This window comes from Citrobacter sp. RHB35-C21, from assembly GCF_013816515.1.
Classification (GTDB): Bacteria; Pseudomonadota; Gammaproteobacteria; order Enterobacterales; family Enterobacteriaceae; genus Citrobacter; species Citrobacter braakii.
Map to the genome: position 1 here is coordinate 4,708,488 of NZ_CP057147.1, position 24,541 is coordinate 4,733,028.

Annotated in this window: 25 protein-coding genes; 21 read left to right on the plus strand and 4 right to left on the minus strand. The window is 55.9% G+C overall.

From position 1 onward, the window contains the following. Positions 1-641: 641 nt before the first annotated feature. On the plus strand, positions 642-1,640 hold the full coding sequence (gene kdgT / locus HVZ39_RS22840; RefSeq protein ID WP_016155482.1) for a 2-keto-3-deoxygluconate transporter: 999 nt from the start codon (positions 642-644) through the stop codon (positions 1,638-1,640). Between the two features lie 30 nt (positions 1,641-1,670). Here the strand turns inward: kdgT and HVZ39_RS22845 are convergent, their stop codons facing one another. Beyond that, entirely contained in the window at positions 1,671-2,564 is an 894-nt protein-coding gene (locus tag HVZ39_RS22845) for a diguanylate cyclase regulator RdcB family protein (RefSeq protein WP_016155403.1), read from the minus strand. Continuing rightward, complete coding sequence (gene crfC, locus HVZ39_RS22850; RefSeq protein WP_181633008.1) at positions 2,561-4,918, minus strand: clamp-binding protein CrfC; 2,358 nt, start codon at positions 4,916-4,918, stop codon at positions 2,561-2,563. The genes HVZ39_RS22845 and crfC overlap by 4 nt, the downstream gene beginning before the upstream one ends. A 539-nt stretch (positions 4,919-5,457) precedes the next feature. Between crfC and HVZ39_RS22855 the strand changes: the two genes are divergently transcribed. The 16 genes from HVZ39_RS22855 to phnP all read left to right on the plus strand — a co-directional run bounded on the left by HVZ39_RS22855 (position 5,458) and on the right by phnP (position 17,402). Further along, complete coding sequence (locus HVZ39_RS22855; RefSeq protein WP_003031835.1) at positions 5,458-5,793, plus strand: zinc ribbon domain-containing protein YjdM; 336 nt, start codon at positions 5,458-5,460, stop codon at positions 5,791-5,793. Between the two features lie 139 nt (positions 5,794-5,932). Then, the gene (gene yjdN / locus HVZ39_RS22860; protein ID WP_016155401.1) at positions 5,933-6,379 is read left to right on the plus strand and encodes a VOC family metalloprotein YjdN; all 447 of its coding nucleotides are present in this window, start codon (positions 5,933-5,935) and stop codon (positions 6,377-6,379) included. Positions 6,380-6,511: 132 nt separating this feature from the next. After that, positions 6,512-7,300 (plus strand): phosphonate ABC transporter ATP-binding protein, encoded by a 789-nt coding sequence (phnC, locus tag HVZ39_RS22865; RefSeq protein ID WP_181633009.1) that lies wholly within the window; start codon positions 6,512-6,514, stop codon positions 7,298-7,300. Positions 7,301-7,380: 80 nt separating this feature from the next. Further along, positions 7,381-8,397 carry a phosphonate ABC transporter substrate-binding protein gene (gene phnD / locus HVZ39_RS22870; RefSeq protein WP_016155399.1) on the plus strand — a complete coding sequence of 339 codons (1,017 nt, stop codon included), beginning with the start codon at positions 7,381-7,383 and terminating at the stop codon, positions 8,395-8,397. Positions 8,398-8,501: 104 nt separating this feature from the next. Beyond that, a complete protein-coding gene (gene phnE, locus HVZ39_RS22875) occupies positions 8,502-9,281 on the plus strand; it encodes a phosphonate ABC transporter, permease protein PhnE (protein WP_016155398.1) in 780 nt (259 codons plus the stop codon). A gap of 20 nt (positions 9,282-9,301) precedes the next feature. Continuing rightward, the gene (phnF, locus tag HVZ39_RS22880; protein WP_181633010.1) at positions 9,302-10,027 is read left to right on the plus strand and encodes a phosphonate metabolism transcriptional regulator PhnF; all 726 of its coding nucleotides are present in this window, start codon (positions 9,302-9,304) and stop codon (positions 10,025-10,027) included. Further along, a complete protein-coding gene (phnG, locus tag HVZ39_RS22885; protein ID WP_019077841.1) occupies positions 10,028-10,480 on the plus strand; it encodes a phosphonate C-P lyase system protein PhnG in 453 nt (150 codons plus the stop codon). Then, on the plus strand, positions 10,477-11,061 hold the full coding sequence (gene phnH / locus HVZ39_RS22890) for a phosphonate C-P lyase system protein PhnH (protein ID WP_181633011.1): 585 nt from the start codon (positions 10,477-10,479) through the stop codon (positions 11,059-11,061). Before phnG ends, phnH begins: the two co-directional genes overlap by 4 nt. Further along, a complete protein-coding gene (locus tag HVZ39_RS22895; protein ID WP_016155475.1) occupies positions 11,061-12,128 on the plus strand; it encodes a carbon-phosphorus lyase complex subunit PhnI in 1,068 nt (355 codons plus the stop codon). Before phnH ends, HVZ39_RS22895 begins: the two co-directional genes overlap by 1 nt. A 46-nt stretch (positions 12,129-12,174) precedes the next feature. Further along, complete coding sequence (gene phnJ, locus HVZ39_RS22900; protein ID WP_049259807.1) at positions 12,175-12,966, plus strand: alpha-D-ribose 1-methylphosphonate 5-phosphate C-P-lyase PhnJ; 792 nt, start codon at positions 12,175-12,177, stop codon at positions 12,964-12,966. Beyond that, the gene (phnK, locus tag HVZ39_RS22905; RefSeq protein ID WP_053389716.1) at positions 12,963-13,721 is read left to right on the plus strand and encodes a phosphonate C-P lyase system protein PhnK; all 759 of its coding nucleotides are present in this window, start codon (positions 12,963-12,965) and stop codon (positions 13,719-13,721) included. The genes phnJ and phnK overlap by 4 nt, the downstream gene beginning before the upstream one ends. Before the next feature lie 116 nt (positions 13,722-13,837). Further along, positions 13,838-14,524: a phosphonate C-P lyase system protein PhnL gene (phnL, locus tag HVZ39_RS22910; RefSeq protein WP_049269401.1), complete on the plus strand. Its 687-nt coding sequence runs from the start codon at positions 13,838-13,840 to the stop codon at positions 14,522-14,524. After that, entirely contained in the window at positions 14,521-15,657 is a 1,137-nt protein-coding gene (gene phnM / locus HVZ39_RS22915) for an alpha-D-ribose 1-methylphosphonate 5-triphosphate diphosphatase (RefSeq protein WP_016155393.1), read from the plus strand. The genes phnL and phnM overlap by 4 nt, the downstream gene beginning before the upstream one ends. Before the next feature lie 2 nt (positions 15,658-15,659). Further along, a complete protein-coding gene (gene phnN / locus HVZ39_RS22920; protein ID WP_016155392.1) occupies positions 15,660-16,214 on the plus strand; it encodes a ribose 1,5-bisphosphokinase in 555 nt (184 codons plus the stop codon). Continuing rightward, the gene (phnO, locus tag HVZ39_RS22925) at positions 16,201-16,635 is read left to right on the plus strand and encodes an aminoalkylphosphonate N-acetyltransferase (protein ID WP_046274567.1); all 435 of its coding nucleotides are present in this window, start codon (positions 16,201-16,203) and stop codon (positions 16,633-16,635) included. Before phnN ends, phnO begins: the two co-directional genes overlap by 14 nt. Positions 16,636-16,643: 8 nt before the next feature. Then, positions 16,644-17,402, plus strand: a complete 759-nt coding sequence (phnP, locus tag HVZ39_RS22930; protein ID WP_016155390.1) for a phosphonate metabolism protein PhnP — start codon at positions 16,644-16,646, stop codon at positions 17,400-17,402. A gap of 69 nt (positions 17,403-17,471) precedes the next feature. On the opposite strand, the gene yjdP is transcribed toward phnP, so the two are convergent. Together yjdP and HVZ39_RS22940 are read right to left on the minus strand one after the other, a co-directional pair. Beyond that, complete coding sequence (yjdP, locus tag HVZ39_RS22935; protein ID WP_101700875.1) at positions 17,472-17,801, minus strand: DDRRRQL repeat protein YjdP; 330 nt, start codon at positions 17,799-17,801, stop codon at positions 17,472-17,474. A 69-nt stretch (positions 17,802-17,870) separates the two neighbouring features. Further along, positions 17,871-20,135 carry a hybrid sensor histidine kinase/response regulator gene (locus tag HVZ39_RS22940; RefSeq protein ID WP_181633012.1) on the minus strand — a complete coding sequence of 755 codons (2,265 nt, stop codon included), beginning with the start codon at positions 20,133-20,135 and terminating at the stop codon, positions 17,871-17,873. Between the two features lie 114 nt (positions 20,136-20,249). On the opposite strand from HVZ39_RS22940, the gene HVZ39_RS22945 reads away from it, so the two are divergent. From HVZ39_RS22945 to HVZ39_RS22960, 4 genes are all read left to right on the plus strand, one after another. Beyond that, positions 20,250-21,773 (plus strand): sugar ABC transporter ATP-binding protein, encoded by a 1,524-nt coding sequence (locus HVZ39_RS22945; RefSeq protein ID WP_181633013.1) that lies wholly within the window; start codon positions 20,250-20,252, stop codon positions 21,771-21,773. Then, positions 21,766-22,761, plus strand: a complete 996-nt coding sequence (locus HVZ39_RS22950) for a hypothetical protein (RefSeq protein WP_016155386.1) — start codon at positions 21,766-21,768, stop codon at positions 22,759-22,761. The genes HVZ39_RS22945 and HVZ39_RS22950 overlap by 8 nt, the downstream gene beginning before the upstream one ends. A 29-nt stretch (positions 22,762-22,790) precedes the next feature. Then, a complete protein-coding gene (locus tag HVZ39_RS22955) occupies positions 22,791-23,732 on the plus strand; it encodes an ABC transporter substrate-binding protein (protein ID WP_019077849.1) in 942 nt (313 codons plus the stop codon). 120 nt (positions 23,733-23,852) lie between these two features. Next, positions 23,853-24,536, plus strand: coding sequence for a D-lyxose/D-mannose family sugar isomerase (locus HVZ39_RS22960; RefSeq protein WP_019077855.1), 684 nt, complete (start codon positions 23,853-23,855; stop codon positions 24,534-24,536). Positions 24,537-24,541 lie beyond the last annotated feature (5 nt).

The following is a 24,541-nucleotide window of genomic DNA, read 5'->3' on the forward strand; positions in this document are numbered from 1 at the left end:
CGTCAAGGTCATCACCGAGCGGGGAATGCACAGACGCATTCCCTGTAACAAGCGTAGCAGGTTTACTTACACTGACGAGAAACGAGCAGTACAACCGAACCTGTTGACGCCTGATTGGGCGGTTAATGACCTCTTTACCCTAACAGTGTTTAAATTTGTGATCAACTTCACATATAGATTTCCATTTCGTCAACATGCGTAAATCAGGTCATTCTTAGTCAACTTTTTTACATGTAATGCTTGCGATTTTCTGGCAATTAAATACAAGAATAAATCGCTTTGTTGCACCAACAATCACAACAGTCACTATTATTCTGCTAGGCAAAAACCCACCTAATCTCTTCACAAAAAGATCACAGCTTTTTTAATAATCAGAGCACTCAGGAACTTTTGCTCGGAATATGTGATGAAGATAACTAAAACATCGTTTTATTTTTATTGAATCAATGTTCCCATGAATGCAAACTAATTCCAGACGCAATATCCCTGGGAGCAGTAACACGCTCAACGTATGCCGCGTTAGATTTTATAAAACAAAGAGATAGCTGTTTTCTTTGTTAAGAAAAATCAGTAACTACTTGAATTTATTAATTTTTACTTCCTTGCGCGTGTATTACCTGCGACAAGAGATGAGGACGCTTATGAAAATTAAAGCCACGATTGAACGCATCCCTGGCGGAATGATGTTGATTCCTCTGTTATTAGGCGCAGTGTTAAATACGTTAGCTCCGGATACCGGCGCGTATTTCGGTTCGTTTACCAAAGGAATGATCAGCGGAACGGTGCCGATTCTGGCAGTGTGGTTTTTTTGTATCGGTGCATCTATTGATTTACGGGCAACCGGCACGGTATTACGCAAATCCGGCACACTGGTATTAACTAAAATAGCCGTGGCATGGGTAGTGGCAATGATTGCTGCTTCATTTATTCCTGATACCGGTATTCAAACCGGGTTCTTTGCCGGTCTTTCGGTACTGGCAATTGTTTCAGCGATGGACATGACCAACGGCGGTTTGTACGCCAGCCTGATGAACCAGTACGGAACCAAAGAAGAGTCTGGCGCATTTGTGTTGATGTCTCTGGAATCCGGTCCGTTAATGACCATGGTGATCCTCGGCTCCGCGGGTCTGGCTTCCTTCGAACCACACCATTTTGTCGGCGCGGTATTACCGTTCCTGATTGGTTTTGCGTTGGGTAACCTGGATCACGATCTGCGTTCCTTCTTCAGCAAAGCCACGCCGGTGCTGATCCCGTTCTTCGGCTTCGCGCTGGGCAACACGATTAACCTGAGTGTCATCGTTGATACGGGTCTGCTGGGCATCCTGCTGGGCGTCGCGGTTATCGTCATCACCGGTATTCCGCTGATTATTGCTGACCGCGTTATTGGTGGCGGGAACGGTACGGCAGGCGTAGCAGCCTCTTCTGCGGCAGGCGCTGCAGTGGCAAACCCGGTGATTATCGCCCAGATTAACCCGGCATTTGAACCGGTTGCCGCATCCGCTACGGCGCTGGTTGCCGCCAGCGTGATAGTCACCGCGATTCTGGTGCCGATTATCACCGCGCTGTATGCCAAACGCTTTAATAAAAACCCGGTCGTCAATGAGACGGCGGCTACCCCGGCAGACTCCCTGCACCACTAAACCTGCCTTTATCCCACTCACCGTTCCTGCTCAATTGATGAGCGGGGACGGTGCAAAAATCTCCTCAACCATCGCATCAACCAGCCGCTTCGCCGAACACAATCTCGGCATGCCCAACGCCACATTTTGCCAACGCTGCGTCACCGACCAGCTCACCGGATGACGCTGCGCATCGCACCAGTCTCCGAGCCAGCTCAACATATCGTTGTGCTCACCCGAGCCGCCAACAACCGGCGTACTGAGCCAATGATGATAGTAATGACGCGTGGCGGGGGCCGCATTCACGCTGTCTGCCAGCGCCTGAGCGGCCATCGTTCGCAGGTTGTCTTTTAGCATTGACACCACATCGGCATTTGCTAACCGGCAGGCGTCACCAAAGGCTCCCCAGCGCAGCTCCTCTAACGCCACAAAACAGCGTCCAGGTAACGACCAGCCGTCATACGCGCCAGCCCGCCAGCGGGTAAAAATTTGCTCGCTATGTTCGCCCGCTTGCACCGTCAGGCCGCGTTGCGTCACCGCCTTCTCTTTATAAGCGCCGCGCTGGGTAAACCAGTCAGCGAGTGAATTTATCTGCTGCAGAAGACCGGGCGTGGAGAGTCCACGCGGGTGTTCGGTTTGTTGTAAAAACATCAACCCTTCGGCGATCCGTACCAGCGCCAGATGGCCCGGATCGATCATGCCCGCCAGTTTTTCCACCAGTTTTAGACGCATCACCAGATGCTCGCTGGACACGCCTGCCAACACCCATGCTCGCAGTTGCGTCTGGGATAGCACCTCCTGCGTCAGACGCGCACGCAGCCGCTGCTGCTGTTGCAGAAAACCGCCGGAACGTTTGGTTTCATCTCCCTGAACCAGATCGACCATAAACTTCGGGTAGACACACTCCAGCGTCCGCCCGGGGCCTTCCAGTAACACGTTAGTCATGTGTGCTCGGTTGCAAAAAGGGTATTGATATCGTCGCGCAGCAAGCGGGAATCTTCATAAAGCCATGCCGCAGTCGTAATGCGATGCTGCAGTTGTTCGTTCAAGGAATTCACCGCAGATTCATTTTGCTGGCGCAGGGTCAGACTCTCACGCAGGCTCGCCTGTAATTGCGTCAAACACAGTGAAAAATCAGCAAAAAACGTGGCCATGCCTGCCGTAACGGAAATATCGACCTGCGCAGCTAAAGCTTTACGAATTTGTTGGCAAAACTGGGTGACATAGTGCACAAGGTTCTTATGCAGTGCACCCATATCAATGAGATAACGCGTTTTTGTTTCGACGTACTCATTCCATCCCCAGTTGGGCTGATTCAACCAGCGAGAGAAGGTATCACGCACCACACCGCCAGTTGACGGCGCATTTTCCGCCGGAATATCCTGCTCAATGGCCTCGTTAAACAACTGGCGGGTGTTGAAGTTAAACATCGCCGCATGAAACGCCGGAAAACGGATCCGCGCACGAAAACCAGCGTGGTTCAGCTCCTCTTTCACCCGCTGCTCAATGGGGCGCATGGCGTCATTTAGCGCCCGGGACAGCGTCGACTCAAGCTGTTCAAAGCGCAGAGCTAAATCCCGACTGATGCTTTCCTGCGCTGCCAGCAAGACAACTTCACAGGACGAGCGCATTTTATCCAGCACGATTTTCGCCTGCCCTTCATCGTGCAACACCAGCATTTCTCCGGCCATTTCTGCCGAGGAAACGCCAGCCCCCTGGCCATGTTGTGACATCATCAGGACGTTTTCTTTGATAAAGAACGTGTTGATGCCGCACAGAATCTCAGTCTGTTGCTCATTGAGATAGGCCGCGGCAGCCTCCAGCGCCAGCTCGACCTCATGACTGACTTCATCACTCACCCGCCCCTGACTCACTTCTAACTGCTGCATATCCTCTTCAATATGCGTGATGTTCAGCCGCAGTTTTTCATAGGCAACCGTTAACCCATGGGCGCGAAACTCCAGATATTCGTGCGCGCTTTGCGCATAGTTCAATAACTTATGCGACGCTGAGCGTAGCGCATACAGCGAAGCATTGGCGTAAGCGGCATGAATCACTTTCTGGATCGGCTGCTCAAACAGCGAATCCTCCCACAACAGATCGGCTGCATGGCGGATGTGCTCCGTATCCTCAAGATCGTTGGTGCACCAGCGTCGGCCAAGCGCCGCTTCGGCAAAATCCTGTACCCAACGTTGCACCTGGTGATCCGGCAGCCGCCCACGAGTCATCAGCTCATGACGCGCCCTGTTCGCCAGATACCCCCACATCGAAGAAACCGGATAGATTCGCTCCGGGGCAATCCCGCCTTGCATCAGCGTGCCGGAAATTAATGCCCGCACCTGCTCTTCATCGTCACTGTTGCGGTCTTTCTGATCGAATTTGTTCACCAGCGCATACAGCGGCACTGACTTGCCGACCGCCATGACAGCGTGGCGCACTTCTTCATCGGAAATCGATTTCAGTTGGGTGTAATCCATCACCACCAGTACCGCAGAAGCCCGCGCCAGCTGTTCATTCAGCATCTTTTGTAAGTGCGGTTGCCCGGCCTCATTCGGCCCCGGCGTATCCAGCAGGGTTAATTGCCCAGGATAGCTCGCCTGACCGGCCAAATGGACAAATTCGACCTCGATAACCGGAATATGCTCAATCGCGGCATAGGCGGCAAAAGGAAAATCCACTTCCAGCGCTTTTGACAAACGCACCAGGTCATTCAGACTTTTAAGGCAATGGAAAATAGGCTGTGCGCCAAGATAATACCGCTCAAATGCCACGCCGTTTTCAATATGCTGCAGCAGGACATTCATATCCTTATCAATTTCCAGGGTCTGCGTAAGACGCTGGCGATCGCACTCGCGTACGCGCTGCTGTAAAACCTTCATTAAGGCATCGATAGGCGTGACATGTGAAAAATGCAACACCGGCTCTTTCTGCCCCGGCGTATGGCGAATTAGCGTTGGTAGCGCCGTCATGGGACGATTACGATTAGGTAAAACTTCGGTCCCTACAATCGCGTTAATCGTCGTCGATTTTCCCGCTTTCATGGTACCGACAATCGCCAGCACCATTTCCAGACGCGTAATCTTACGCAGTTCATTATTGAGCGTTGCCTGCTGGACATCCATGCCACGCGCGCTGAAATGCAGAGGCTGAACCACCTGTCTGCTATGCTCTCCTTGTTTTAGCGCGACATCATCCAACGACGTCATAGGCAATTTTTGCAATTGCCTGAGATGTTCAAGCGAGAGCATCAGCAAGCGTTCCGCTTCCTGACTTAATTCATATATTGTCTGTGTGTGCATGGAAAATTCTTCCTTAACGCAAATGGCATTACTTTTATTTAGCCCAATCGTTTTATTTATAGATTTTTTGGCTTTTATAATTACGTGTAGAAATAATTAAAATCAAAACAACCAACTGATATTATTAAAATAAATTTGGCGTATAACCGCTGGCCGGATGCCTCTCACTTATGTAATAAGTAAGAAAGATAAACAGCGTAGTTCAGTTTTAAAAAATACCCGCGTAATCCCCCTACTAAAATTAAGGGGGTCAATGATATTCAATCACAATGGCTTAGGCATCCGTAAGCAACGTTACCTATGAATATCAGATATTTCGCCTCACCTTATCTTAAATACCTAAGCGTAGCAATTTCCCTTAAAAAATATTCTGCCATACTTTCATTGAGGTAAAAGCAAAGGGTCTTTACAGCAGATCATTTTGCATAATCGCGCAGTAGTCCCGACAAAAGCAGGGATTTTATGTATAATTGCGGCCTTTTTCGGCAATCTGCCATTTTTGGGCGCATTTGCCCCTGCTGACTTTTGAGGAAATCCACATGTCATTACCACACTGCCCACAATGCAACTCCGAATACACTTACGAAGATAACGGCATGTTCATCTGCCCGGAATGCGCTCACGAATGGAACGATGCTGAACCGGCTCAGGACAGCGACGAACTGATCGTTAAAGATGCCAACGGCAACCTGCTGGCTGACGGCGACAGCGTTACCGTAGTGAAAGACCTGAAGGTAAAAGGTAGCTCTTCCATGTTGAAGATCGGGACCAAAGTGAAGAACATTCGTCTGGTTGAAGGCGACCATAACATCGATTGCAAAATCGATGGCTTTGGCCCAATGAAGCTGAAATCTGAGTTTGTGAAAAAGAACTGATGCAAATTGCCTGATGGCGCTACGTCAATCAGGCCGACGCCAGCTCATCTGCCAGGCGGGAAGCTCATACTTCCCGCCTGGCTTATTTTTGCAGACGATAACTACACTTAACTGGTTTCTTTTACCTGAGGTAAAGATTATGCCGTTAAGTCCCTATATCTCCTTCGCAGGCAACTGCGCTGATGCTATCGCCTACTACCAAAAAACATTAGGCGCTGAGCTACTCTACAAAATCAACTTCGGTGAAATGCCCAAACCGGCGCAGAACAGCGAAGAGGGTTGCCCTTCAGGCATGAAATTCCCCGATACCGCTATTGCCCACGCCAACCTGCGCGTTGCGGGCAGCGACATCATGATGAGCGATAGCGCCCCCGACGGAAATGCCCACTACTCTGGCTTTACGCTGGTACTCGACACGCAAAACGTCGACGAAGGCAAACGCTGGTTTGATAACCTGGCAGCAAACGGAAAAATCGAAATGGACTGGCAGGAAACCTTCTGGGCTCATGGTTTCGGTAAAGTGAGCGATCGGTATGGCGTGCCGTGGATGATCAACGTCGTCAAACAGCAGCAACCTACAGAGTAATCCAACGGGAGGCCAGCCCTCCCGTACTGTCATCAAAAATCGCTCAACTCTTCATCACCAAGTAACCATCCCTTAACGAAAACGTCACATTGATCCGCCACGATGGGGCCACTTTTTAAGGGAGGCCGCATCATGCAAAAGATTATTCGCGTCGAAAAACTCTCCAAGTCCTTCAATCAACATCAGGCGCTCAATGCGGTTGATCTGAACATCTGTTCCGGTGAGATGGTGGCTCTGCTTGGGCCGTCTGGCTCCGGCAAATCCACCCTTTTACGTCATTTAAGCGGTTTGATCGTCGGTGATAAATCCCTGGGTAGCCACGTCGAACTGCTGGGTCGCACCGTTCAACATGAAGGCCGCCTGGCGCGCGATATCCGCAAAAGCCGCGCCCACACCGGCTACATCTTCCAGCAGTTCAATCTGGTTAACCGCCTGACGGTACTGGAAAACGTCCTTATTGGCGCACTCGGCAGCACGCCGTTTTGGCGCACCTGTTTTAGCTGGTTTAGCCAGGAACAGAAACAGCGTGCATTACAGGCGCTGACCCGCGTTGGCATGGCGCACTTTGCATACCAGCGCGTTTCCACGCTTTCGGGCGGGCAACAGCAGCGCGTGGCGATTGCCCGCGCGCTGATGCAGCAAGCCAAAGTGATCCTTGCCGACGAGCCGATAGCCTCGCTGGACCCGGAATCCGCACGCATCGTGATGGACACCCTACGCGACATTAACCAGACCGACGGCATCACCGTGGTCGTCACGCTGCATCAGGTGGATTACGCCCTGCGCTACTGCGAACGCATTGTCGCGCTTCGTCAGGGCAACGTCTTCTTTGATGGCAGCAGCCAGCATTTTGATAACGATCGTTTTGACCATCTCTACCGCAGCATGAACCGCGTCGAACAGAACGCGCAGGCTGCATAGTTCTAAAAAACCAGGCGTTATTGGCGCAGCCAGGCTGGCAAGTGAAATAGCCTGGAACAAAGACTAATTAAGGAAACAACATGAGCTATAAGACCGTTGCCGCGCTGGCCTTTACCAGCATGTTCAGCATCAGCACCTTGTTCAGCCCGGCGCAGGCCGAAGAGCAAGAAAAAGCGCTGAACTTTGGCATTATTTCGACCGAATCACAGCAAAACCTGAAGCCACAGTGGGAACCGTTCCTGAAGGACATGGAAAAATCGTTGGGCGTGAAAGTGAACGCCTTCTTCGCCCCGGACTACGCCGGGATCATTCAGGGAATGCGTTTTAACAAAGTTGATATCGCCTGGTACGGCAACCTCTCGGCAATGGAAGCGGTGGATCGCGCTAACGGACAAGTGTTTGCCCAAACCGTCGCTGCCGACGGCTCCCCGGGATACTGGAGCGTGTTGATCGTTAACAAAGACAGTCCGATCAACAACCTGAACGATCTGATCGCCAAACGTAAGGATCTGACATTCGGCAACGGCGATCCCAACTCAACGTCAGGCTTCCTCGTCCCCGGTTACTACGTCTTCGCCAAAAACAACATCTCCGCCAGCGACTTCAAACGCACCGTTAACGCCGGACACGAAACCAACGCGCTGGCCGTCGCCAACAAACAGGTCGATGTCGCCACCAACAACACCGAAAACCTCGACAAGCTGAAAACCTCCGCGCCGGAAAAACTGAAAGAGCTGAAGGTTATCTGGAAGTCACCGCTGATCCCGGGCGATCCGATCGTCTGGCGCAAAAACCTCTCCGAAACCACCAAGGACAAGGTGTACGACTTCTTTATGAATTACGGCAAAACGCCGGAACAGAAAACCGTACTGGAACGCCTGGGATGGGCACCGTTCCGTGCCTCCAGCGACCTGCAACTGGTACCGATTCGCCAACTGGCGCTGTTTAAAGAGATGCAGGGCGTGAAGGGCAACAAAGGGTTGAACGAGGAAGAGAAAACCAGCAAAACCTCGGCGCTGAAAGCGCAGCTCGACGATCTTGACCGTTTAACCGCCGCCCTGGGCGCCATGACCAGCGTGACTAAAGCGGTGCAGTAAACCTGATGCCCGGTGGCGTTTCGCTTACCGGGCAGACGATGTTCTGTAGGCCGGATAAGGCGTAAACGCTGCCATCCGGCGATAACCTACGCACGGAGCTAAACATGCAAACCATCACCGTCGCCCCGCCCAAACGTAGCTGGTTCTCACTGCTGAGCTGGGCCATTCTTCTCGCCGTGCTGGTGGTCTCGTGGAAAGGTGCCGAAATGGCTCCGCTCACGCTGATCCAGGATTCCGGCAATATGGCGACCTTCGCCGCCGACTTCTTTCCGCCAGACTTCAGTCAGTGGCAGGACTATCTCGGTGAAATGGCCGTCACCCTGCAAATTGCCGTCTGGGGTACCGCCCTCGCCGTTGTGCTGTCGATTCCCTTTGGCCTGATGTGCGCCGATAACCTCGTACCGTGGTGGATTTACCAGCCGATGCGTCGCCTGATGGACGCCTGCCGCGCCATCAATGAAATGGTCTTCGCCATGCTGTTCGTGGTCGCCGTGGGTTTAGGTCCGTTCGCCGGGGTAATGGCGCTGTTTATCCACACCACCGGGGTGCTCTCCAAGCTGCTTTCCGAAGCGGTAGAAGCCATTGAGCCGGGTCCAGTAGAAGGCATTCGCGCCACCGGGGCCAACAAAATTGAAGAGATTCTGTACGGCGTTCTGCCACAGGTCATGCCGCTGCTTATCTCCTACTCGCTATATCGCTTTGAATCCAACGTTCGCTCGGCCACGGTGGTCGGAATGGTGGGTGCGGGCGGTATTGGCGTGACCTTATGGGAGGCGATTCGCGGCTTTCAGTTCCAGCAAACCTGCGCCCTGATGGTGTTAATCATCGTCACCGTCAGCCTGCTGGATTTCCTTTCCCAGCGTTTGCGTAAGCACTTTATCTGATTAGCGAGGCATTGATTGCTATGCACTTGTCTACACATCCGACCAGTTATCCAACGCGTTATAAGGAAATTGCCGCGAGACTTGAGCAGGAGCTTCGTCATCATTATCGCTGCGGTGACTATCTGCCCGCCGAGCATCAGCTTGCCGCGCGCTACGAGGTAAACCGCCACACCCTGCGCCGCGCTATTGACCAGTTGGTTGAGCGTGGTTGGGTCCAGCGTCGCCAGGGCGTTGGCGTACTGGTACTGATGCGCCCATTCGATTACCCGCTTAATGCCCAGGCGCGCTTTAGCCAGAACCTGCTGGACCAGGGCAGCCACCCCACCAGCGAAAAACTGCTGGCGGTGCTGCGCCCGGCCTCCAGCCACATTGCCGATGCGCTCAGCATTAACGAGGGCGATAACGTGATTCATCTGCGCACCCTGCGTCGGGTAAACGGTATCGCACTGTGCCAGATCGACCACTATTTTTCCGACCTCACGCTATGGCCGCTGCTGCAGGGCTTTAACAACGGCTCACTGCACGACTACCTGCGCGAACAGTCCGGTCTGACGCTCCTGCGCACACAAACGCGCATCAGCGCCCGCCGCGCACAGGCTAAAGAGAGCAAAGTGCTGGAAATCCCCAATATGGCGCCGCTGCTGTGCGTGCGCACCCTGAACCACCGTGAAGGCGAAGAACACGCGGCGGAATACTCCGTCAGCCTGACCCGCGCCGACATGATCGAATTCACTATGGAGCACTGAATGCATTTCGATACCGCTACCCGCCAGCGCTGGATGCGCGCGCTGGCTTACAGCAATGCCGATGCCCTGAACGCCCGCATCCACGCGCTCAAACTGACGCCAGACTATGAACTTATCCGCGCACCGGAAAGCGGACTGATGCAGCTCCAGGCTCGCATGGGCGGCACCGGCAACCGCTTCTTTGCCGGTGATACCACGCTTACCCGCGCAGTGGTACGCCTGAAGAGCGGCACGCTGGGCTACAGCTACCTGCTGGGACGCAACAAACAACACGCCGAGCAGTGCGCGGTCATTGACGCGCTGCTGCAGGAACAAACGCATTTCCAGAGCCTAATGGAAACCTTAATTGCCCCGCTGGAAGCGGAACGCGATGCGCTGATTAGCGCTCGCCGTGCCGAAGTCAACGCCAGCCGGGTCGACTTCTTCACGCTGGTACGCGGAGATAACGCATGACCTTACAAACCGCTTTTAATTTACCCGTTCAGGATGCTCAGCAGAGCTTTCGTCGCCTGCTGAAGGCCATGAGTGAGCCGGGCGTGATCGTCGCCCTGCATCAACTGAAACACGGCTGGCAGCCACTGGGCCTGGCAACCACCAGCGTGCTACTGACCCTGGTCGATGGCGACACGCCGGTCTGGCTTGCGCCGTCGATGGATAACGATATCGCCCGGCAGAATCTGCGTTTTCACACCAACGCGCCGCTGGTGGAGCAGCCGCAGTTGGCGGCCTTTGCCGTCGCCGACGAACGCATCAGTAGCGAACAGCTTAACGCCCTCTCCGCCGGTTCCGCCGTCGCGCCAGAAACCAGCGCCACGCTGATTGTGCAGGTCTCTGGCTTAAGCGGTGGACGCATGCTGCGTCTGACCGGCGCCGGTATCGCTGAAGAGCGCATGATCGCGCCACAGCTACCGGAATGCCTGATTCACGAACTCACCGAACGCCCGCATCCGTTCCCGCTGGGGGTCGACCTGATCCTCACCTGCGGCGAACGCCTGCTGGCTATTCCGCGAACTACCCATGTGGAGGTGTGCTGATGTACGTCGCCGTCAAAGGGGGCGAAAAGGCGATAGCCAACGCCCACGCCCTGCAGGAAAACCGACGCCGGGGCGATGAGACCATTGCTGAACTGAGCGTGGCGCAAATCGAACAACAGATGAACCTGGCCGTCGACCGGGTGATGACCGAAGGCGGCATCGCCGACCGCGAACTGGCCGCGCTGGCGCTGAAGCAGGCCAGCGGCGATAACGTCGAAGCCATCTTTTTGCTCCGTGCCTACCGCACTACGCTGGCAAAGGTGGCGGTCAGCGAACCGGTTAACAGTGCAGAAATGCGCCTTGAGCGCCGAATCTCTGCGGTCTACAAGGATATTCCCGGCGGGCAGTTGTTAGGTCCCACTTATGACTACACCCATCGCCTGCTGGATTTTACCCTGCTGGCCAATGGCGAAACGCCACCCCTGCGCAGCGCAGACGACGCGCAGGACGCCTCTCCGCACGTCTTTTCCCTGCTGGCCAACCAGGGACTGGCAAAGCGTGAAGAGGATAACGGCGCGCAGCCGGATGATATTACCCGCACGCCACCGGTTTACCCCTGTTCACGCGCTTCACGTCTGCAACAGCTGATGCGCGGCGATGAGGGATATCTGCTGGCGCTGGCCTACTCCACCCAACGCGGCTACGGGCGTAATCACCCGTTTGCCGCCGAAATTCGCAGCGGCTATGTGGCACTGGAAACCGTACCGGAAGAGCTGGGATTTGCGGTGAACGTCGGTGAATTGCTGATGACCGAATGTGAAATGGTCAACGGTTTTGTCGCGCCAGAAAACGAATCCCCCCATTTTACCCGTGGCTACGGGCTGGTGTTCGGCATGAGCGAACGTAAAGCGATGGCGATGGCGCTGGTGGACCGCGCCCTACAGGCAGCCGAATACGATGAAGCGGTCACGGGACCGGCGCAGGACGAAGAGTTCGTGCTGGCGCATGCGGATAACGTCGAGGCGGCGGGTTTTGTTTCGCACCTCAAACTTCCCCATTACGTCGATTTCCAGGCCGAGCTGGAACTGCTCAAACGCCTGCAACAGGAGGCCACCCGTGACCACTAACCTCTCCGGCTACAACTTTGCGTATCTTGATGAGCAGACCAAACGCATGATTCGCCGCGCGATTCTGAAAGCGGTGGCGATCCCCGGTTACCAGGTGCCGTTTGGCGGACGTGAAATGCCGATGCCCTACGGTTGGGGAACCGGCGGTATTCAGCTCACCGCCAGCGTGATTGGCGAGCCGGACGTGCTGAAGGTAATTGACCAGGGCGCGGATGACACCACTAACGCCGTGTCGATTCGCAACTTCTTTAAACGCGTGACTGGGGTGAACACCACCGAGCGCACGGAAGACGCGACGCTGATCCAGACCCGCCACCGCATCCCGGAAACGCCGCTGGTGGAAGACCAGATCATTATCTTCCAGGTCCCGATCCCCGAGCCGTTGCGCTTTATCGAGCCGCGCGAAACGGAAACCCGCACCATGCACGCGCTGGAAGAGTACGGCATCATGCAGGTGAAACTGTATGAAGATATCGCCCGCTTCGGCCATATCGCCACCACTTACGCCTATCCGGTGAAGGTCAACGACCGCTACGTCATGGACCCGTCGCCAATTCCAAAATTCGACAATCCGAAGATGGACATGATGCCGGCCCTGCAACTGTTTGGCGCAGGCCGCGAAAAACGCATCTATGCCGTTCCACCTTACACCCGCGTGGAAAGCCTCGATTTCGACGATCACCCGTTTACCGTGCAGAGCTGGGATGAGCCTTGCGCCATCTGTGGCTCAACCCACAGCTATCTCGATGAAGTGGTGCTCGATGACACCGGCAAACGCATGTTTGTCTGCTCCGACACCGACTACTGCCGCCAACAGAGTGAGGCCCTCAGCAAATGACGCAACCGCTGCTTTCAGTCAACAACCTGACCCATCTCTACGCGCCGGGCAAGGGCTTCAGCGATGTCTCTTTTGACCTGTGGCCTGGCGAAGTGCTGGGTATCGTCGGCGAGTCCGGTTCAGGCAAAACCACGCTGCTGAAATCGATCTCTTCACGGCTAACGCCGCAGAGCGGTGAGATTTTGTATCAGAACCGTTCGCTGTACAGCATGAACGAGGCCGACCGTCGCCGTCTGCTGCGCACCGAATGGGGCGTGGTGCATCAGCATCCGCTGGATGGCCTGCGCCGTCAGGTCTCCGCTGGCGGCAATATCGGCGAACGCCTGATGGCCACCGGGGCGCGCCACTACGGCGACATCCGTGCCACCGCGCAGCGTTGGCTGGAAGAAGTGGAGATCCCGGCCTCGCGTATCGACGACCTGCCAACCACCTTTTCCGGCGGCATGCAGCAGCGACTGCAGATCGCCCGCAACCTCGTCACCCATCCCAAACTGGTGTTTATGGACGAGCCCACCGGCGGTCTGGACGTTTCCGTACAGGCCAAACTGCTGGACCTGCTGCGCGGCCTGGTGGTGGAACTGGATCTGGCAGTGGTTATTGTCACCCACGATCTGGGCGTAGCGCGCCTGCTGGCCGACCGTTTGCTGGTGATGAAGCAGGGTCAGGTGGTGGAAAGTGGGTTAACCGACCGCGTACTCGACGACCCGCATCATCCGTATACCCAGTTGCTGGTGTCATCTGTTTTGCAAAACTGATTTTGTCTTGCCGGGTGGCGCTTCGCGACCCGGCCTACGGATCGGCATCGGTTGTAGGCCTGATAAGCGAAGCGCCATCAGGCAATCGAACGCAAAAATGCTTAAAGAGGCTAAAAATGAACGCGATTCGCGTTGAAAACGTCAGTAAAACCTTTGTACTGCATCAGCAAAACGGCGTGCGTCTGCCGGTGCTGCAAGACGCCACTCTGGAAGTTAACAACGGCGAATGCGTGGTGCTGCACGGTCACTCTGGCAGCGGCAAATCCACGTTGCTGCGTTCGCTGTACGCCAACTACCTGCCGGATGAAGGACACATCCACATCCGCCACAGCGGCGAATGGGTCGATCTGGTGCAGGCTCCGGCGCGTAAAGTGCTGGAAGTTCGCCGTTCAACCATCGGCTGGGTCAGCCAGTTCCTGCGCGTGATCCCCAGGATTTCTGCGCTGGATGTGGTGATGCAGCCGCTGCTGGATCTCGGCGTGTCGCGCGAGGAGTGCGCAGCCAAAGCGGCTAACCTGCTTACCCGCCTGAACGTGCCGGAGCGGCTGTGGCATCTGGCGCCGTCGACGTTTTCCGGGGGCGAACAGCAGCGCGTCAATATCGCCCGAGGGTTTATCGTCGATTACCCGATTCTACTCCTCGATGAGCCCACCGCCTCGCTGGACGCCAAAAACAGCGCCGCCGTCGTCGCATTGATTGAAGAAGCGAAAGCCCGCGGCGCGGCAATTGTCGGCATTTTTCACGATCAAACCGTGCGCGACCGCGTCGCGGATCGCCTGCACCTGATGGGAACAACAGCATGATTATCAATAATGTAAAGCTGGTGCTGGAAGATGAAGTGGTGCAAGGATCGCTGGAAATTGAGGGCGGAACGATCCGCGCCTTTGCCGAAAGTCAGAGCCAACTGGCCCAAGCGATGGACGGAGAAGGCGGCTGGCTGCTGCCAGGGCTTATCGAGCTGCATACCGACAATCTCGACAAGTTTTTCACCCCGCGCCCGAAGGTAGACTGGCCCGCCCACTCGGCGATGAGCAGCCACGACGCGCTGATGGTCGCCAGCGGCATTACCACCGTGCTGGACGCGGTGGCGATTGGCGATGTGCGCGACGGTGGCGACCGTCTGGAAAATCTGGAGAAGATGATCAACGCGGTGGAAGAGACGCAAAAGCGCGGGGTCAATCGCGCCGAGCACCGCCTGCATTTGCGCTGCGAGCTGCCGCATCACACCACCCTACCGCTGTTTGAAAAACTGGTCAGTCGTGAGCCGGTGACGCTGGTATCGCTGATGGACCACTCCCCCGGCCAGCGTCAGTTTGCCAATCGCGAGAAGTACCGCGAGTACTATCAGGGCAAGTATTCACTTACCGACGAGCAAATGGCCCGCTACGAAGAAGAACAGTTAGCTCTGGCTGCACGTTGGTCGCAACCCAACCGCACGGCGATTGCTCAGATGTGTCGTGAGCGCCAGATAGCGCTGGCGAGCCATGACGATGCCACCTGCGATCATGTGCTGGAATCGCATCAACTTGGCAGCGTGATTGCCGAATTTCCTACTACCTTTGCCGCCGCAGAGGCCTCGCGCCAGCATGGCATGAACGTGCTGATGGGCGCGCCCAACATCGTGCGCGGCGGTTCTCACTCCGGCAACGTGGCGGCGCATAAGCTGGCTGAGCTGGGGCTGCTGGATATTCTCTCCTCCGACTACTACCCCGCCAGCCTGCTCGATGCGGCATTCCGCGTGGCGGACGATGACGCCAACCGCTTTACGCTGCCGCAGGCCATTCGTCTGGTGACCCGCAATCCGGCGCGGGCATTAAATCTCGACGATCGTGGCGTTGTAGCCGAAGGTAAACGCGCGGATCTGGTGCTGGCGCATCGCAAAGGCGATCACATCCATATCGACCACGTCTGGCGTCAGGGCAAAAGGGTATTCTGACTATGGGGAAACTGATCTGGCTGATGGGGCCGTCCGGCTCCGGTAAGGACAGTCTACTGGCAGAACTTCGCCAGCAGGAACCTGCGCAACTGCTGGTAGCGCACCGTTACATCACCCGCGCCGCCAACGCAGGGAATGAAAACCATATTGCCCTCAGCGAACCAGAGTTTTTTACCCGCGCCGGGCAGAACCTGCTGGCGCTGAGCTGGCATGCCAACGGCTTCTATTACGGCGTCGGCGTAGAGATTGACCTCTGGCTGCACGCCGGTTTTGATGTGGTGGTCAACGGCTCGCGCGCGCATCTGCCCCAGGCGCAGGCCCGTTACGGCGCTTCTTTACTTCCCATTTGCTTACAGGTTTCCCCGGCCATTTTACGCCAGCGCCTGCAGGCACGTGGACGGGAGAGCGAAACGGAAATCGCTGCCCGCCTTGAACGCGCGGCACGCTACACGCCATATGACTGCCACGTCCTGAACAATGATGGAAGTTTGCTACAGTCTGTCGATACACTGCTCACACTGATGGGACGCAAGGAGAAGAAACATGTCTGTCTGTGAATTACGCCGCGCCACGCTATACGATACCGATGCGGTTTACGCGCTTATCTGTGAGTTGAAACAGGGCCAATTCGACCTGCAGGCCTTTAGCGCCGGCTACGCCGCAAATCTGCAAGATCCCAATATGCACTACCAGCTGGCGCTGCTCGACGGACAGGTCGTCGGCTTGATCGGTCTGCACCTGCAGTTTCATCTGCACCACGCCAACTGGATTGGCGAGATCCAGGAACTGGTGGTGATGCCACAGGCACGAGGACTAAAAGTGGGTAGTCAGTTACTGGCCTGGGCCGAAGCCACCGCGCGCGAAGCGGGCGCAGAAATAACCGAGCTTTCTACCAGTACCCAACGCCTTGACGCGCACCGCTTTTACCAGCGCGAAGGCTATACCATGAGCCATTTTCGCTTCACCAAACCGTTGTAGGGGGAGCCATGAGTCTGACCATTACGCTGACGGGAACCGGCGGCGCGCAACTGGTGCCAGCATTTGGCTGTGACTGTGCGGCCTGCCAACGAGCACGCTTACAGGCGCAATACCGTCGACGCCCTTGTAGCGGGGTGGTCAAATTTAACAATGCGGTGACGCTGCTGGACGCGGGGATCCCGCATCTGATGGACGACTGGCCAGCAGGCAGCTTCCAGCAGTTTCTGCTCACCCACTACCATATGGATCACGTGCAGGGGCTGTTTCCGCTGCGCTGGGGCGTGGGGGCGACTATCCCGGTGTACGGTCCGCCGGATGAACAGGGATGCGACGATCTGTTTAAGCACCCTGGCATCCTCGATTTTAGCCATACCGTCGCGCCATTCGTGGTGTTTAACCTGCAAGGGTTGCAGGTGACGCCACTCCCGCTCAACCATTCAAAGCTGACGTTTGGCTATCTGCTGGAAACCGCGCACAGCCGCGTGGCGTGGCTCTCCGATACCGCCGGACTTCCCGACAAGACGCTGAAGTTTCTCCACAATAACCAGCCTCAGGTGATTATCATCGACTGCAGCCACGCCCCGCGCGCCGAGCCGCCACGCAATCACAGCGATGTAAATACCGTTATCGCCTTGAACGAGGTTATCCGCTGCCCACGGGTGATCCTGACGCATATCAGTCATCAGTTTGATTTGTGGATGATGGAGAATCCGCTACCGACAGGGCTTGAAGCCGGGTATGACGGAATGGAGATTGTGCTGAGGTAGGTTTACATCGCACTTAAAGGCTTGTTAACAGGTCTCTGCCCCCTATAACCTTGCCAGCGAAAGATTGCGCTAACGATCGTAATCTTCTTCCATTCTGCGCTCTTCGTCTTCTAACTGACGCCGTTCCTGATCGAGCTGGCGCTGGCGGTCATCCAGTTGGCGGCGTCGGTCTTCAAACTGGCGGCGGCGATTATCATACTGCCTGCGACGATCGTCACTCATCTGTCGCTGCCAGCTTTCATCACGAGAGTCGTCATAGTCCCGCCCGCTGTCCGGTTTGTAGGCGTCGTTAATCGCCTGCTGAATATTACCGATGGTGTCATCGATAATATCGGCCTGCGCCGATACGGTGGTCATCATCAGCAGAGTGAAAAGTAAGAATGTCGCGGAGCGTTGCATAAAACCAGCCTCATCAAGAAACTCGCCCCACGGTAATCAAAGCGTATTTGCGCGGGTAGCGGAGGAATCTCAATTACGCGAATGCCGCAGCGCCTGCGCCAGTTCTCCCCGAGTGAAGGGCTTACGCAATAACGCCACATCTGGCAGCGCCGGATTATGCGCCGGACGTAAATCCTGGCCGCTAATCAGTAGGATGTTCAGTTGTGGATAATGTGCCAGCGCATGATTAACCACATCCACACCGCTTAAACCACCGGGCAGCATTAAGTCGCTGATAAAAATATCAATCTCGGATGAAGCCGCCAGCATATGCATAGCCTGTTCGCCGTTGGCGGCCTCTAACGTCAGGTAGCCCAGCAGGTGTAATTGCTCACATAACGTCTGGCGCACATCGGCTTCATCTTCGAGAACCAGCACCAGTTTTTCACCGCGATTCGGGGTGTGCTGTGCGATTGTCTCCACCGGTGTCTGCACCGGCACAACCGCGCGAGGAAGCTGCAATCTGACCGTCGTTCCCTGCCCAGGAGCGCTTTCAATCTCCACGCGGCCACCGGACTGGCGCACAAAACCGTAGACCATAGACAGCCCCAGCCCACTGCCGCTGCCGGTCTGTTTGGTGGTGAAAAACGGTTCGAAGACCTGAGCTTTCACCTCCTGCGACATCCCGCTTCCCTGGTCGGCAACTTCCAGCATCACCATATCCTGCTTACGCCCATCGCTGCGCGTGACCCGCTGATTCCAGGTACGGATTTTAATGGTGCCCGCCTGCCCGTCCATGGCGTCACGGACATTCATCACCAGATTGATAATGGCGTTCTCCAGTTGGCTGACATCAATCCACGCGGGCCAGGCGGGAGACTGGGCTTCAATCTCCAGCGTCAACGTAGCCGGAAGAGAGTGGCGCATCAGTTCGCCCAAATTTTCCAGCAGCGTTTTCAGCTCCACCGCATGGGGATGCAACGACTGTTTGCGCGAAAAGGCCAGCAGCCGCTGGGTAAGGAGCGCCCCGCGCTCGGCGGCTTTTAGCGCCCGATTGACCCGTGGCGCGTCAGGAGAGTCTGGGTTCACCAGATCCAGGCTGCCAATAATGACCGCCAGCAGGTTATTGAAATCATGCGCTAATCCGCCCGTCAGTTGCCCTACCGCCTTCAGTTTCTGACTGTGCAACAGCGCTTCCTCCAGCCCCTGGCGCTCGGTGCGGTCGATTTCCATCTGGCTGGTTTTTTCTTTTAGCAGTCGGGTGGTGTGCTCCAGCGATGCCGTATTACGGGCGAAGACGCTAAAGGCGCGGGCCAGTTCGCCCAGCTCATCGCGCCGCTGCAGGGCCGGGACGCTAACGTCCGATTCACCATGCGCCAGTCGGGTCATCGCCCGCGAAATGGCCGTCAGGTTAGAGCCGAGGTTACGGTAGATATACCAGCCGGCAAAACCGGTGATCACCACCGCCAACAGCGCAAACACCAAAATAAACAACGCGCCAGATTGCAGTTCCTGATGACTTTGCGCCACCCGCTGTTCGGAGATCAGCGCCACCTGCGAAGCATACCGGTTGATATCGCTGTTGAGGATCGCCACCAGCGCTTTGATATGAAACATATACCAGTTGATCGCCAAATCGCTCTGCTCAAGCGCAGAAGAAAGCGGCTCCAGCTTATGCAACTCCAGGTTGAAGTCGGTGAGGATGTTGGTAATCAGCGGATTGCTATTTTGCACAGGCAGCGCGGGCATCACGCCGTCCAGTTGTTTCACCACCGAACGCGGCGTGGGTGTTTCAATGGCGGCAACAATTAAGCGGTCTATCTGCCCCAGCAGCACGTCATCCTGCGCGCCGGTCAGCTTTTGCAGATGACGTAAATAACTTTGATTCTGATACAGCGAACTGAGCAGGGCGTTACGTTCCAGATGTCGCCGTTGCCCGCGCTGCAGCATACCTTCCACGCTGCTTTGTAGCTCCTGGCTGCGCTGAATAATACGCTCGACCAGCGCCGGCTCCTGCTGCGCCAACGGCGCAGTGGCCAACTGTTCCAGCGAATGCTTCAGCGCCCGTTGCGTCTCCTGCAGCCGCTCCGCTTCACCTTTGTATTCCAGCGCGCCGACCACCTGCGACAGCCGCACCGCCGCCGTCGCCACGTTCGCCGTATCCCGGGCCAGGTTCATGCTGCCGGTCATGTCGTCAACGGTTTGCTGCTGCACCTGTTCCTGGATTTGACTGGCATGCTGAAACCCCAGCACCGCCACACCGCTTACCATCAGCGTGACCGTCACCACCAGCAGATTGAAGAACAGCAATCGTCCGCGCGCACTGGCGAAAAAGTGACGTCCTGGTTGCGGCATATCACGCTCCGTGAAGAAAAATCGCAATATGACAAATATGAACGGCTTCTGACATTTTGCATTTACATTCCTGTGATGGACTGCTGATATCGGCCACCCCACAGGAGATCCGCTATGAGCAGGACACCGGTTCTGGAGATGCGCAACATTGCCAAAGCGTTTGGTAAATTTTACGCGCTGAAAGGGGTCGATTTAACGGTCTGGCCGGGTGAGATTCATGCCTTGATGGGGGAGAACGGCGCGGGGAAAAGCACCATGATGAAGATCCTCGCGGGCGCGTATACCGCCACCAGCGGTGAGATCCTGATCGACGGTCAGCCGTTTCACATTCGCGGGCCAAAAGACGCGCTCAGCGCAGGCATCACGCTGATTTACCAGGAGATGCAGCTCGCGCCGAACCTGACGGTGGCGGAAAATATCTTTCTTGGCAGCGAGCTGTCGCGCGGCGGTCTGGTCCAGCGTAAAGAGATGGTGATGCAGTCGCAAAAAGTCATCGACCGGCTCGGCGCCCAGTTTAAGGCCAGCGATCGCGTGATGACGTTGACCATCGCCGAACAGCAGCAGGTGGAAATCGCCCGCGCCCTGCACCGTAACAGCCGCATTCTGGTGATGGATGAACCCACTGCCGCCCTCTCCTCACGTGAAACCCACCGCTTGTTTGAACTGATCATGCGCCTGCGCGATGAGGGGATGGCGATTATCTACATTAGCCACCGCATGGCGGAGGTGTATGAACTCTCGGACCGCGTCAGCGTCCTGCGCGACGGGCAATATGTAGGCAGCCTGACCCGCGACAAACTCAACGCCTCTGAGCTGGTGCGCATGATGGTGGGCCGACCGTTAAGCGATTTGTTCAACAAAGAGCGCGATATTCCCTTAGGTAAAGCGCGCCTCAACGTCCACCACCTGACCGACGGCCATAAAGTCCAGCCGTGCAGTTTGCTGGTGCGCTCCGGGGAGATCGTCGGCCTTGCCGGGTTAGTCGGCGCCGGGCGTTCTGAACTGGCTCAGCTGATTTTTGGCGTGCGTAAAGCCATCGGCGGCATGATTGAAGTAGACGGTGAACCGGTGGTGATCCACTCCCCTCGCGAAGCGATTGACCACGGCATTGGCTTTCTGACGGAAAACCGCAAAGAGCAGGGATTGTTTTTAGAGCTGGCGGCAGCAGAGAACATCACCATGGCGACGCTGGAACGTGACGCCAACTGGGGCATGCTCGATCGCAAAAAGGCGCAGGCTATTTCCGATGACGCCATCCAATTGCTCAACATCCGCGTTCCGCACGCCCAGGTACGCGCGGGCGGGCTGTCCGGTGGTAATCAGCAAAAGCTGCTGATTTCTCGCTGGGTCGCGATCGGCCCACGCATTTTGATCCTCGATGAACCCACGCGCGGCGTGGATGTTGGCGCCAAAAGCGAGATCTACCGGATCATGAACGACATGGCGCGCAAAGGCGTGGCGATCCTGATGATCTCCAGCGAATTGCCGGAAGTTGTCGGTATGAGCGATCGCGTGTACGTCATGCGGGAAGGCAGCATTGCCGGTGAGCTGAACGGGCAAAGTATTACCCAGGAAAATATTATGACGCTGGCAACCGGCGTGAACGACTCCCATCATCAGGCGGTGTCCCATGAATAATCCAACCACTCCCCAGCAGGTGGCGAAATCCGCCTCCGCGAAAAAATTGCTGATGAGCGATCTGATGCAAACGGTCGGCATCTTGCCGATTCTCATCCTGATAGTGGCGGTGTTTGGCTTTATCGCGCCAAACTTTTTTACCGAAAGCAACCTGTTGAATATTACCCGCCAGGCGTCGATCAACATCGTGCTGGCGGCTGGCATGACCTTCATTATTTTGACCGGTGGGATCGACCTCTCGGTTGGCTCGATTCTCGGCACCACCGCCGTCGCGGCTATGGTCGTTTCGCTGATCCCTGAGTTTGCCATGCTGTCGATTCCGGCGGCGCTGATGCTCGGTCTGGTGCTGGGGTTGTTTAACGGCGCGCTGGTTGCTTTTGCCGGACTGCCACCGTTTATCGTCACACTTGGAACGTATACGGCGCTGCGCGGCGCGGCCTACCTGCTGGCCGACGGCACGACGGTGATCAATTCCAATATCAGCTTTGAGTGGATCGGTAACAACTATCTTGGCCCGGTTCCGTGGCTAGTGGTCATTGCGCTGGCGGTGGTGGTGATGTGCTGGTTCATTCTTAGGCGCACCACACTCGGCGTTCATATTTATGCGGTCGGCGGCAATATGCAGGCCGCTCGTTTAACCGGTATCAAAGTGTGGCTGGTACTGCTGTTCGTCTACGGCATGAGCGGTGTGCTCTCAGGTCTTGGCGGGGTGATGAGCGCCTCGCGGCTATACAGCGCCAACGGCAACTTAGGCATGGGTTACGAGCTGGACGCCATCGCGGCGGTGATCCTCGGCGGTACCAGCTTTGTTGGGGGGATCGGCACCATCACCGGCACGCTGGTAGGGGCGTTGATTATCGCCACGCTCAATAATGGCATGACGCTGATGGGCGTCTCCTATTTCTGGCAACTGGTGATCAAAGGGGCGGTGATCATCATAGCGGTACTGATCGACAAATACCGTACCCGACACCATCAAAGTGCATAACAACAACATCTTACTTCGAGGAATACAGCATGAGATTGAAGCCCTTAGTCACCGCGCTCTGTGCTGGCGCACTGCTTGCTGCAGCTCCGTTTGTGCAGGCAAAAGAACTGAAATCGATCGGCGTTACGGTGGGCGATCTGGCCAACCCGTTCTTCGTGCAGATCACCAAAGGCGCGGAGCTGGAAGCACGCAAACTGGCGGGTGATAGCGTTAAAGTGACGCTGGTTTCCAGCGGCTACGATCTGGGACAACAGGTGTCGCAAATCGACAACTTTATTGCCGCCAAGGTCGACATGATTATTCTTAACGCCGCCGACTCCAAAGGCATCGGCCCAGCGGTAAAACGCGCGAAAGACGCAGGGATTGTGGTGGTTGCCGTTGACGTAGCGGCGGAAGGCGCAGATGCGACCATTACCTCCGATAACACCCAGGCGGGTGAAATGGCCTGTAAATACATTACCGACCGTCTGAAAGGGAAAGGCAACGTCGTCATTATCAACGGGCCGCCGGTTTCCGCCGTCCAGAACCGCGTCGAAGGCTGCCAGACAGAGTTTAAACGCCACCCGGATATCAAGGTGCTGTCGTATAACCAAAATGCTAAAGGCAGTCGCGAAGGCGGACTGGAGATCATGACCGCGCTGCTGGCGGCAAATCCGAAGATCGACGGCGTATTCGCCATTAACGATCCTACGGCGATCGGTGCCGATCTGGCAGCAAAACAGGCACAACGTAGCGAATTCTTTATTGTCGGCGTAGACGGATCGCCAGACGCTGAAGAAGCGTTGAAGCGGGAAAACTCACTATTTGTGGCGACGCCTGCACAAGATCCGCAGGTGATGGCTGCCAAAGCGGTCGAAATCGGCTATGACATATTGCAGGGGAAACCCGCCCCGAAAGAGCCCGTACTGATCCCGGTGACGATGATCGATAAAAACAACGTCGGCAGCTATAAGGGTTGGACGGTGAAATAACCCGCCACAACAACGCCGGATGGCGGCAAAAATGCCTTATCCGACCTACAAGATCGGTATGATTTTGTAGGCCGGATAAGCGCAGCGCCATCCGGCATGATATTAAGGAGGATTCTGCCGATGAAACGTTCCGCTATCAACGAGATACTGGGCCACACGCGCCAGTTTTTCTCTCAGCACGACGTGCATCTCCCCCCTTTCGCCAGTTTCCCGCCGACCCAATGGCGCAAGCTTGATCCCGCCGCCTGGAGAGAAGTTTTCGACCTTAAGCTCGGTTGGGATGTCACCGCGTTTGGCGGCAACAATTTCGCCGCGCAAGGGTTAACGCTGTTTACCCTGCGTAATGGCTCGCCGAAAGGAATGCCTTACGAGAAATGCTACGCCGAGAAAATCATGCATGTTCGCGATGCACAGGTCACGCCGATGCATTTTCACTGGCGCAAACGCGAAGACATTATCAATCGCGGCGGCGGTAATTTAATTGTGGAACTGTGGAATGCGGGGATCCGAGAACAAACGGAGGACAGCGACGTGAGCGTGGTGATTGACGGCTGTCGGCAAACCCATGCGGCAGGCAGTCAATTGCGCCTGACGCCGGGTGAAAGCATCTGCCTGCCGCCGGGCCTGTATCACAGCTTCTGGGCGGAAGAAGGTTTTGGCGACGTGCTGGTCGGCGAGGTTTCTTCTGTTAATGACGACGACCACGATAACCACTTTCTGCAACCGATCGCCCGCTATAACGACATTGAAGAAGACGAACCGGCGCAGCTGGTGCTGTGTAATGAGTATCGCCTGTTCCGCTAACCAAG

Bases quoted from the DNA above. Each gene is read 5' to 3' on its own strand.
- HVZ39_RS22895 (WP_016155475.1), top strand. From the start codon at position 11,061: ATGTACGTCGCCGTCAAAGGGGGCGAAAAGGCGATAGCCAACGCCCAC.
- phnK (WP_053389716.1), top strand. From the start codon at position 12,963: ATGACGCAACCGCTGCTTTCAGTCAACAACCTGACCCATCTCTACGCG.
- phnN (WP_016155392.1), top strand. From the start codon at position 15,660: ATGGGGAAACTGATCTGGCTGATGGGGCCGTCCGGCTCCGGTAAGGAC.
- HVZ39_RS22955 (WP_019077849.1), top strand. From the start codon at position 22,791: ATGAGATTGAAGCCCTTAGTCACCGCGCTCTGTGCTGGCGCACTGCTT.
- HVZ39_RS22960 (WP_019077855.1), top strand. From the start codon at position 23,853: ATGAAACGTTCCGCTATCAACGAGATACTGGGCCACACGCGCCAGTTT.
- phnH (WP_181633011.1), top strand. From the start codon at position 10,477: ATGACCTTACAAACCGCTTTTAATTTACCCGTTCAGGATGCTCAGCAG.
- phnF (WP_181633010.1), top strand. From the start codon at position 9,302: ATGCACTTGTCTACACATCCGACCAGTTATCCAACGCGTTATAAGGAA.
- phnL (WP_049269401.1), top strand. From the start codon at position 13,838: ATGAACGCGATTCGCGTTGAAAACGTCAGTAAAACCTTTGTACTGCAT.
- phnD (WP_016155399.1), top strand. From the start codon at position 7,381: ATGAGCTATAAGACCGTTGCCGCGCTGGCCTTTACCAGCATGTTCAGC.
- phnE (WP_016155398.1), top strand. From the start codon at position 8,502: ATGCAAACCATCACCGTCGCCCCGCCCAAACGTAGCTGGTTCTCACTG.
- yjdN (WP_016155401.1), top strand. From the start codon at position 5,933: ATGCCGTTAAGTCCCTATATCTCCTTCGCAGGCAACTGCGCTGATGCT.
- kdgT (WP_016155482.1), top strand. From the start codon at position 642: ATGAAAATTAAAGCCACGATTGAACGCATCCCTGGCGGAATGATGTTG.
- phnO (WP_046274567.1), top strand. From the start codon at position 16,201: ATGTCTGTCTGTGAATTACGCCGCGCCACGCTATACGATACCGATGCG.
- HVZ39_RS22945 (WP_181633013.1), top strand. From the start codon at position 20,250: ATGAGCAGGACACCGGTTCTGGAGATGCGCAACATTGCCAAAGCGTTT.
- HVZ39_RS22845 (WP_016155403.1), bottom strand. From the start codon at position 2,564: ATGACTAACGTGTTACTGGAAGGCCCCGGGCGGACGCTGGAGTGTGTC.
- HVZ39_RS22950 (WP_016155386.1), top strand. From the start codon at position 21,766: ATGAATAATCCAACCACTCCCCAGCAGGTGGCGAAATCCGCCTCCGCG.
- phnC (WP_181633009.1), top strand. From the start codon at position 6,512: ATGCAAAAGATTATTCGCGTCGAAAAACTCTCCAAGTCCTTCAATCAA.
- phnJ (WP_049259807.1), top strand. From the start codon at position 12,175: ATGATTCGCCGCGCGATTCTGAAAGCGGTGGCGATCCCCGGTTACCAG.
- HVZ39_RS22940 (WP_181633012.1), bottom strand. From the start codon at position 20,135: ATGCCGCAACCAGGACGTCACTTTTTCGCCAGTGCGCGCGGACGATTG.
- phnG (WP_019077841.1), top strand. From the start codon at position 10,028: ATGCATTTCGATACCGCTACCCGCCAGCGCTGGATGCGCGCGCTGGCT.
- phnP (WP_016155390.1), top strand. From the start codon at position 16,644: ATGAGTCTGACCATTACGCTGACGGGAACCGGCGGCGCGCAACTGGTG.
- crfC (WP_181633008.1), bottom strand. From the start codon at position 4,918: ATGCACACACAGACAATATATGAATTAAGTCAGGAAGCGGAACGCTTG.
- yjdP (WP_101700875.1), bottom strand. From the start codon at position 17,801: ATGCAACGCTCCGCGACATTCTTACTTTTCACTCTGCTGATGATGACC.
- phnM (WP_016155393.1), top strand. From the start codon at position 14,521: ATGATTATCAATAATGTAAAGCTGGTGCTGGAAGATGAAGTGGTGCAA.
- HVZ39_RS22855 (WP_003031835.1), top strand. From the start codon at position 5,458: ATGTCATTACCACACTGCCCACAATGCAACTCCGAATACACTTACGAA.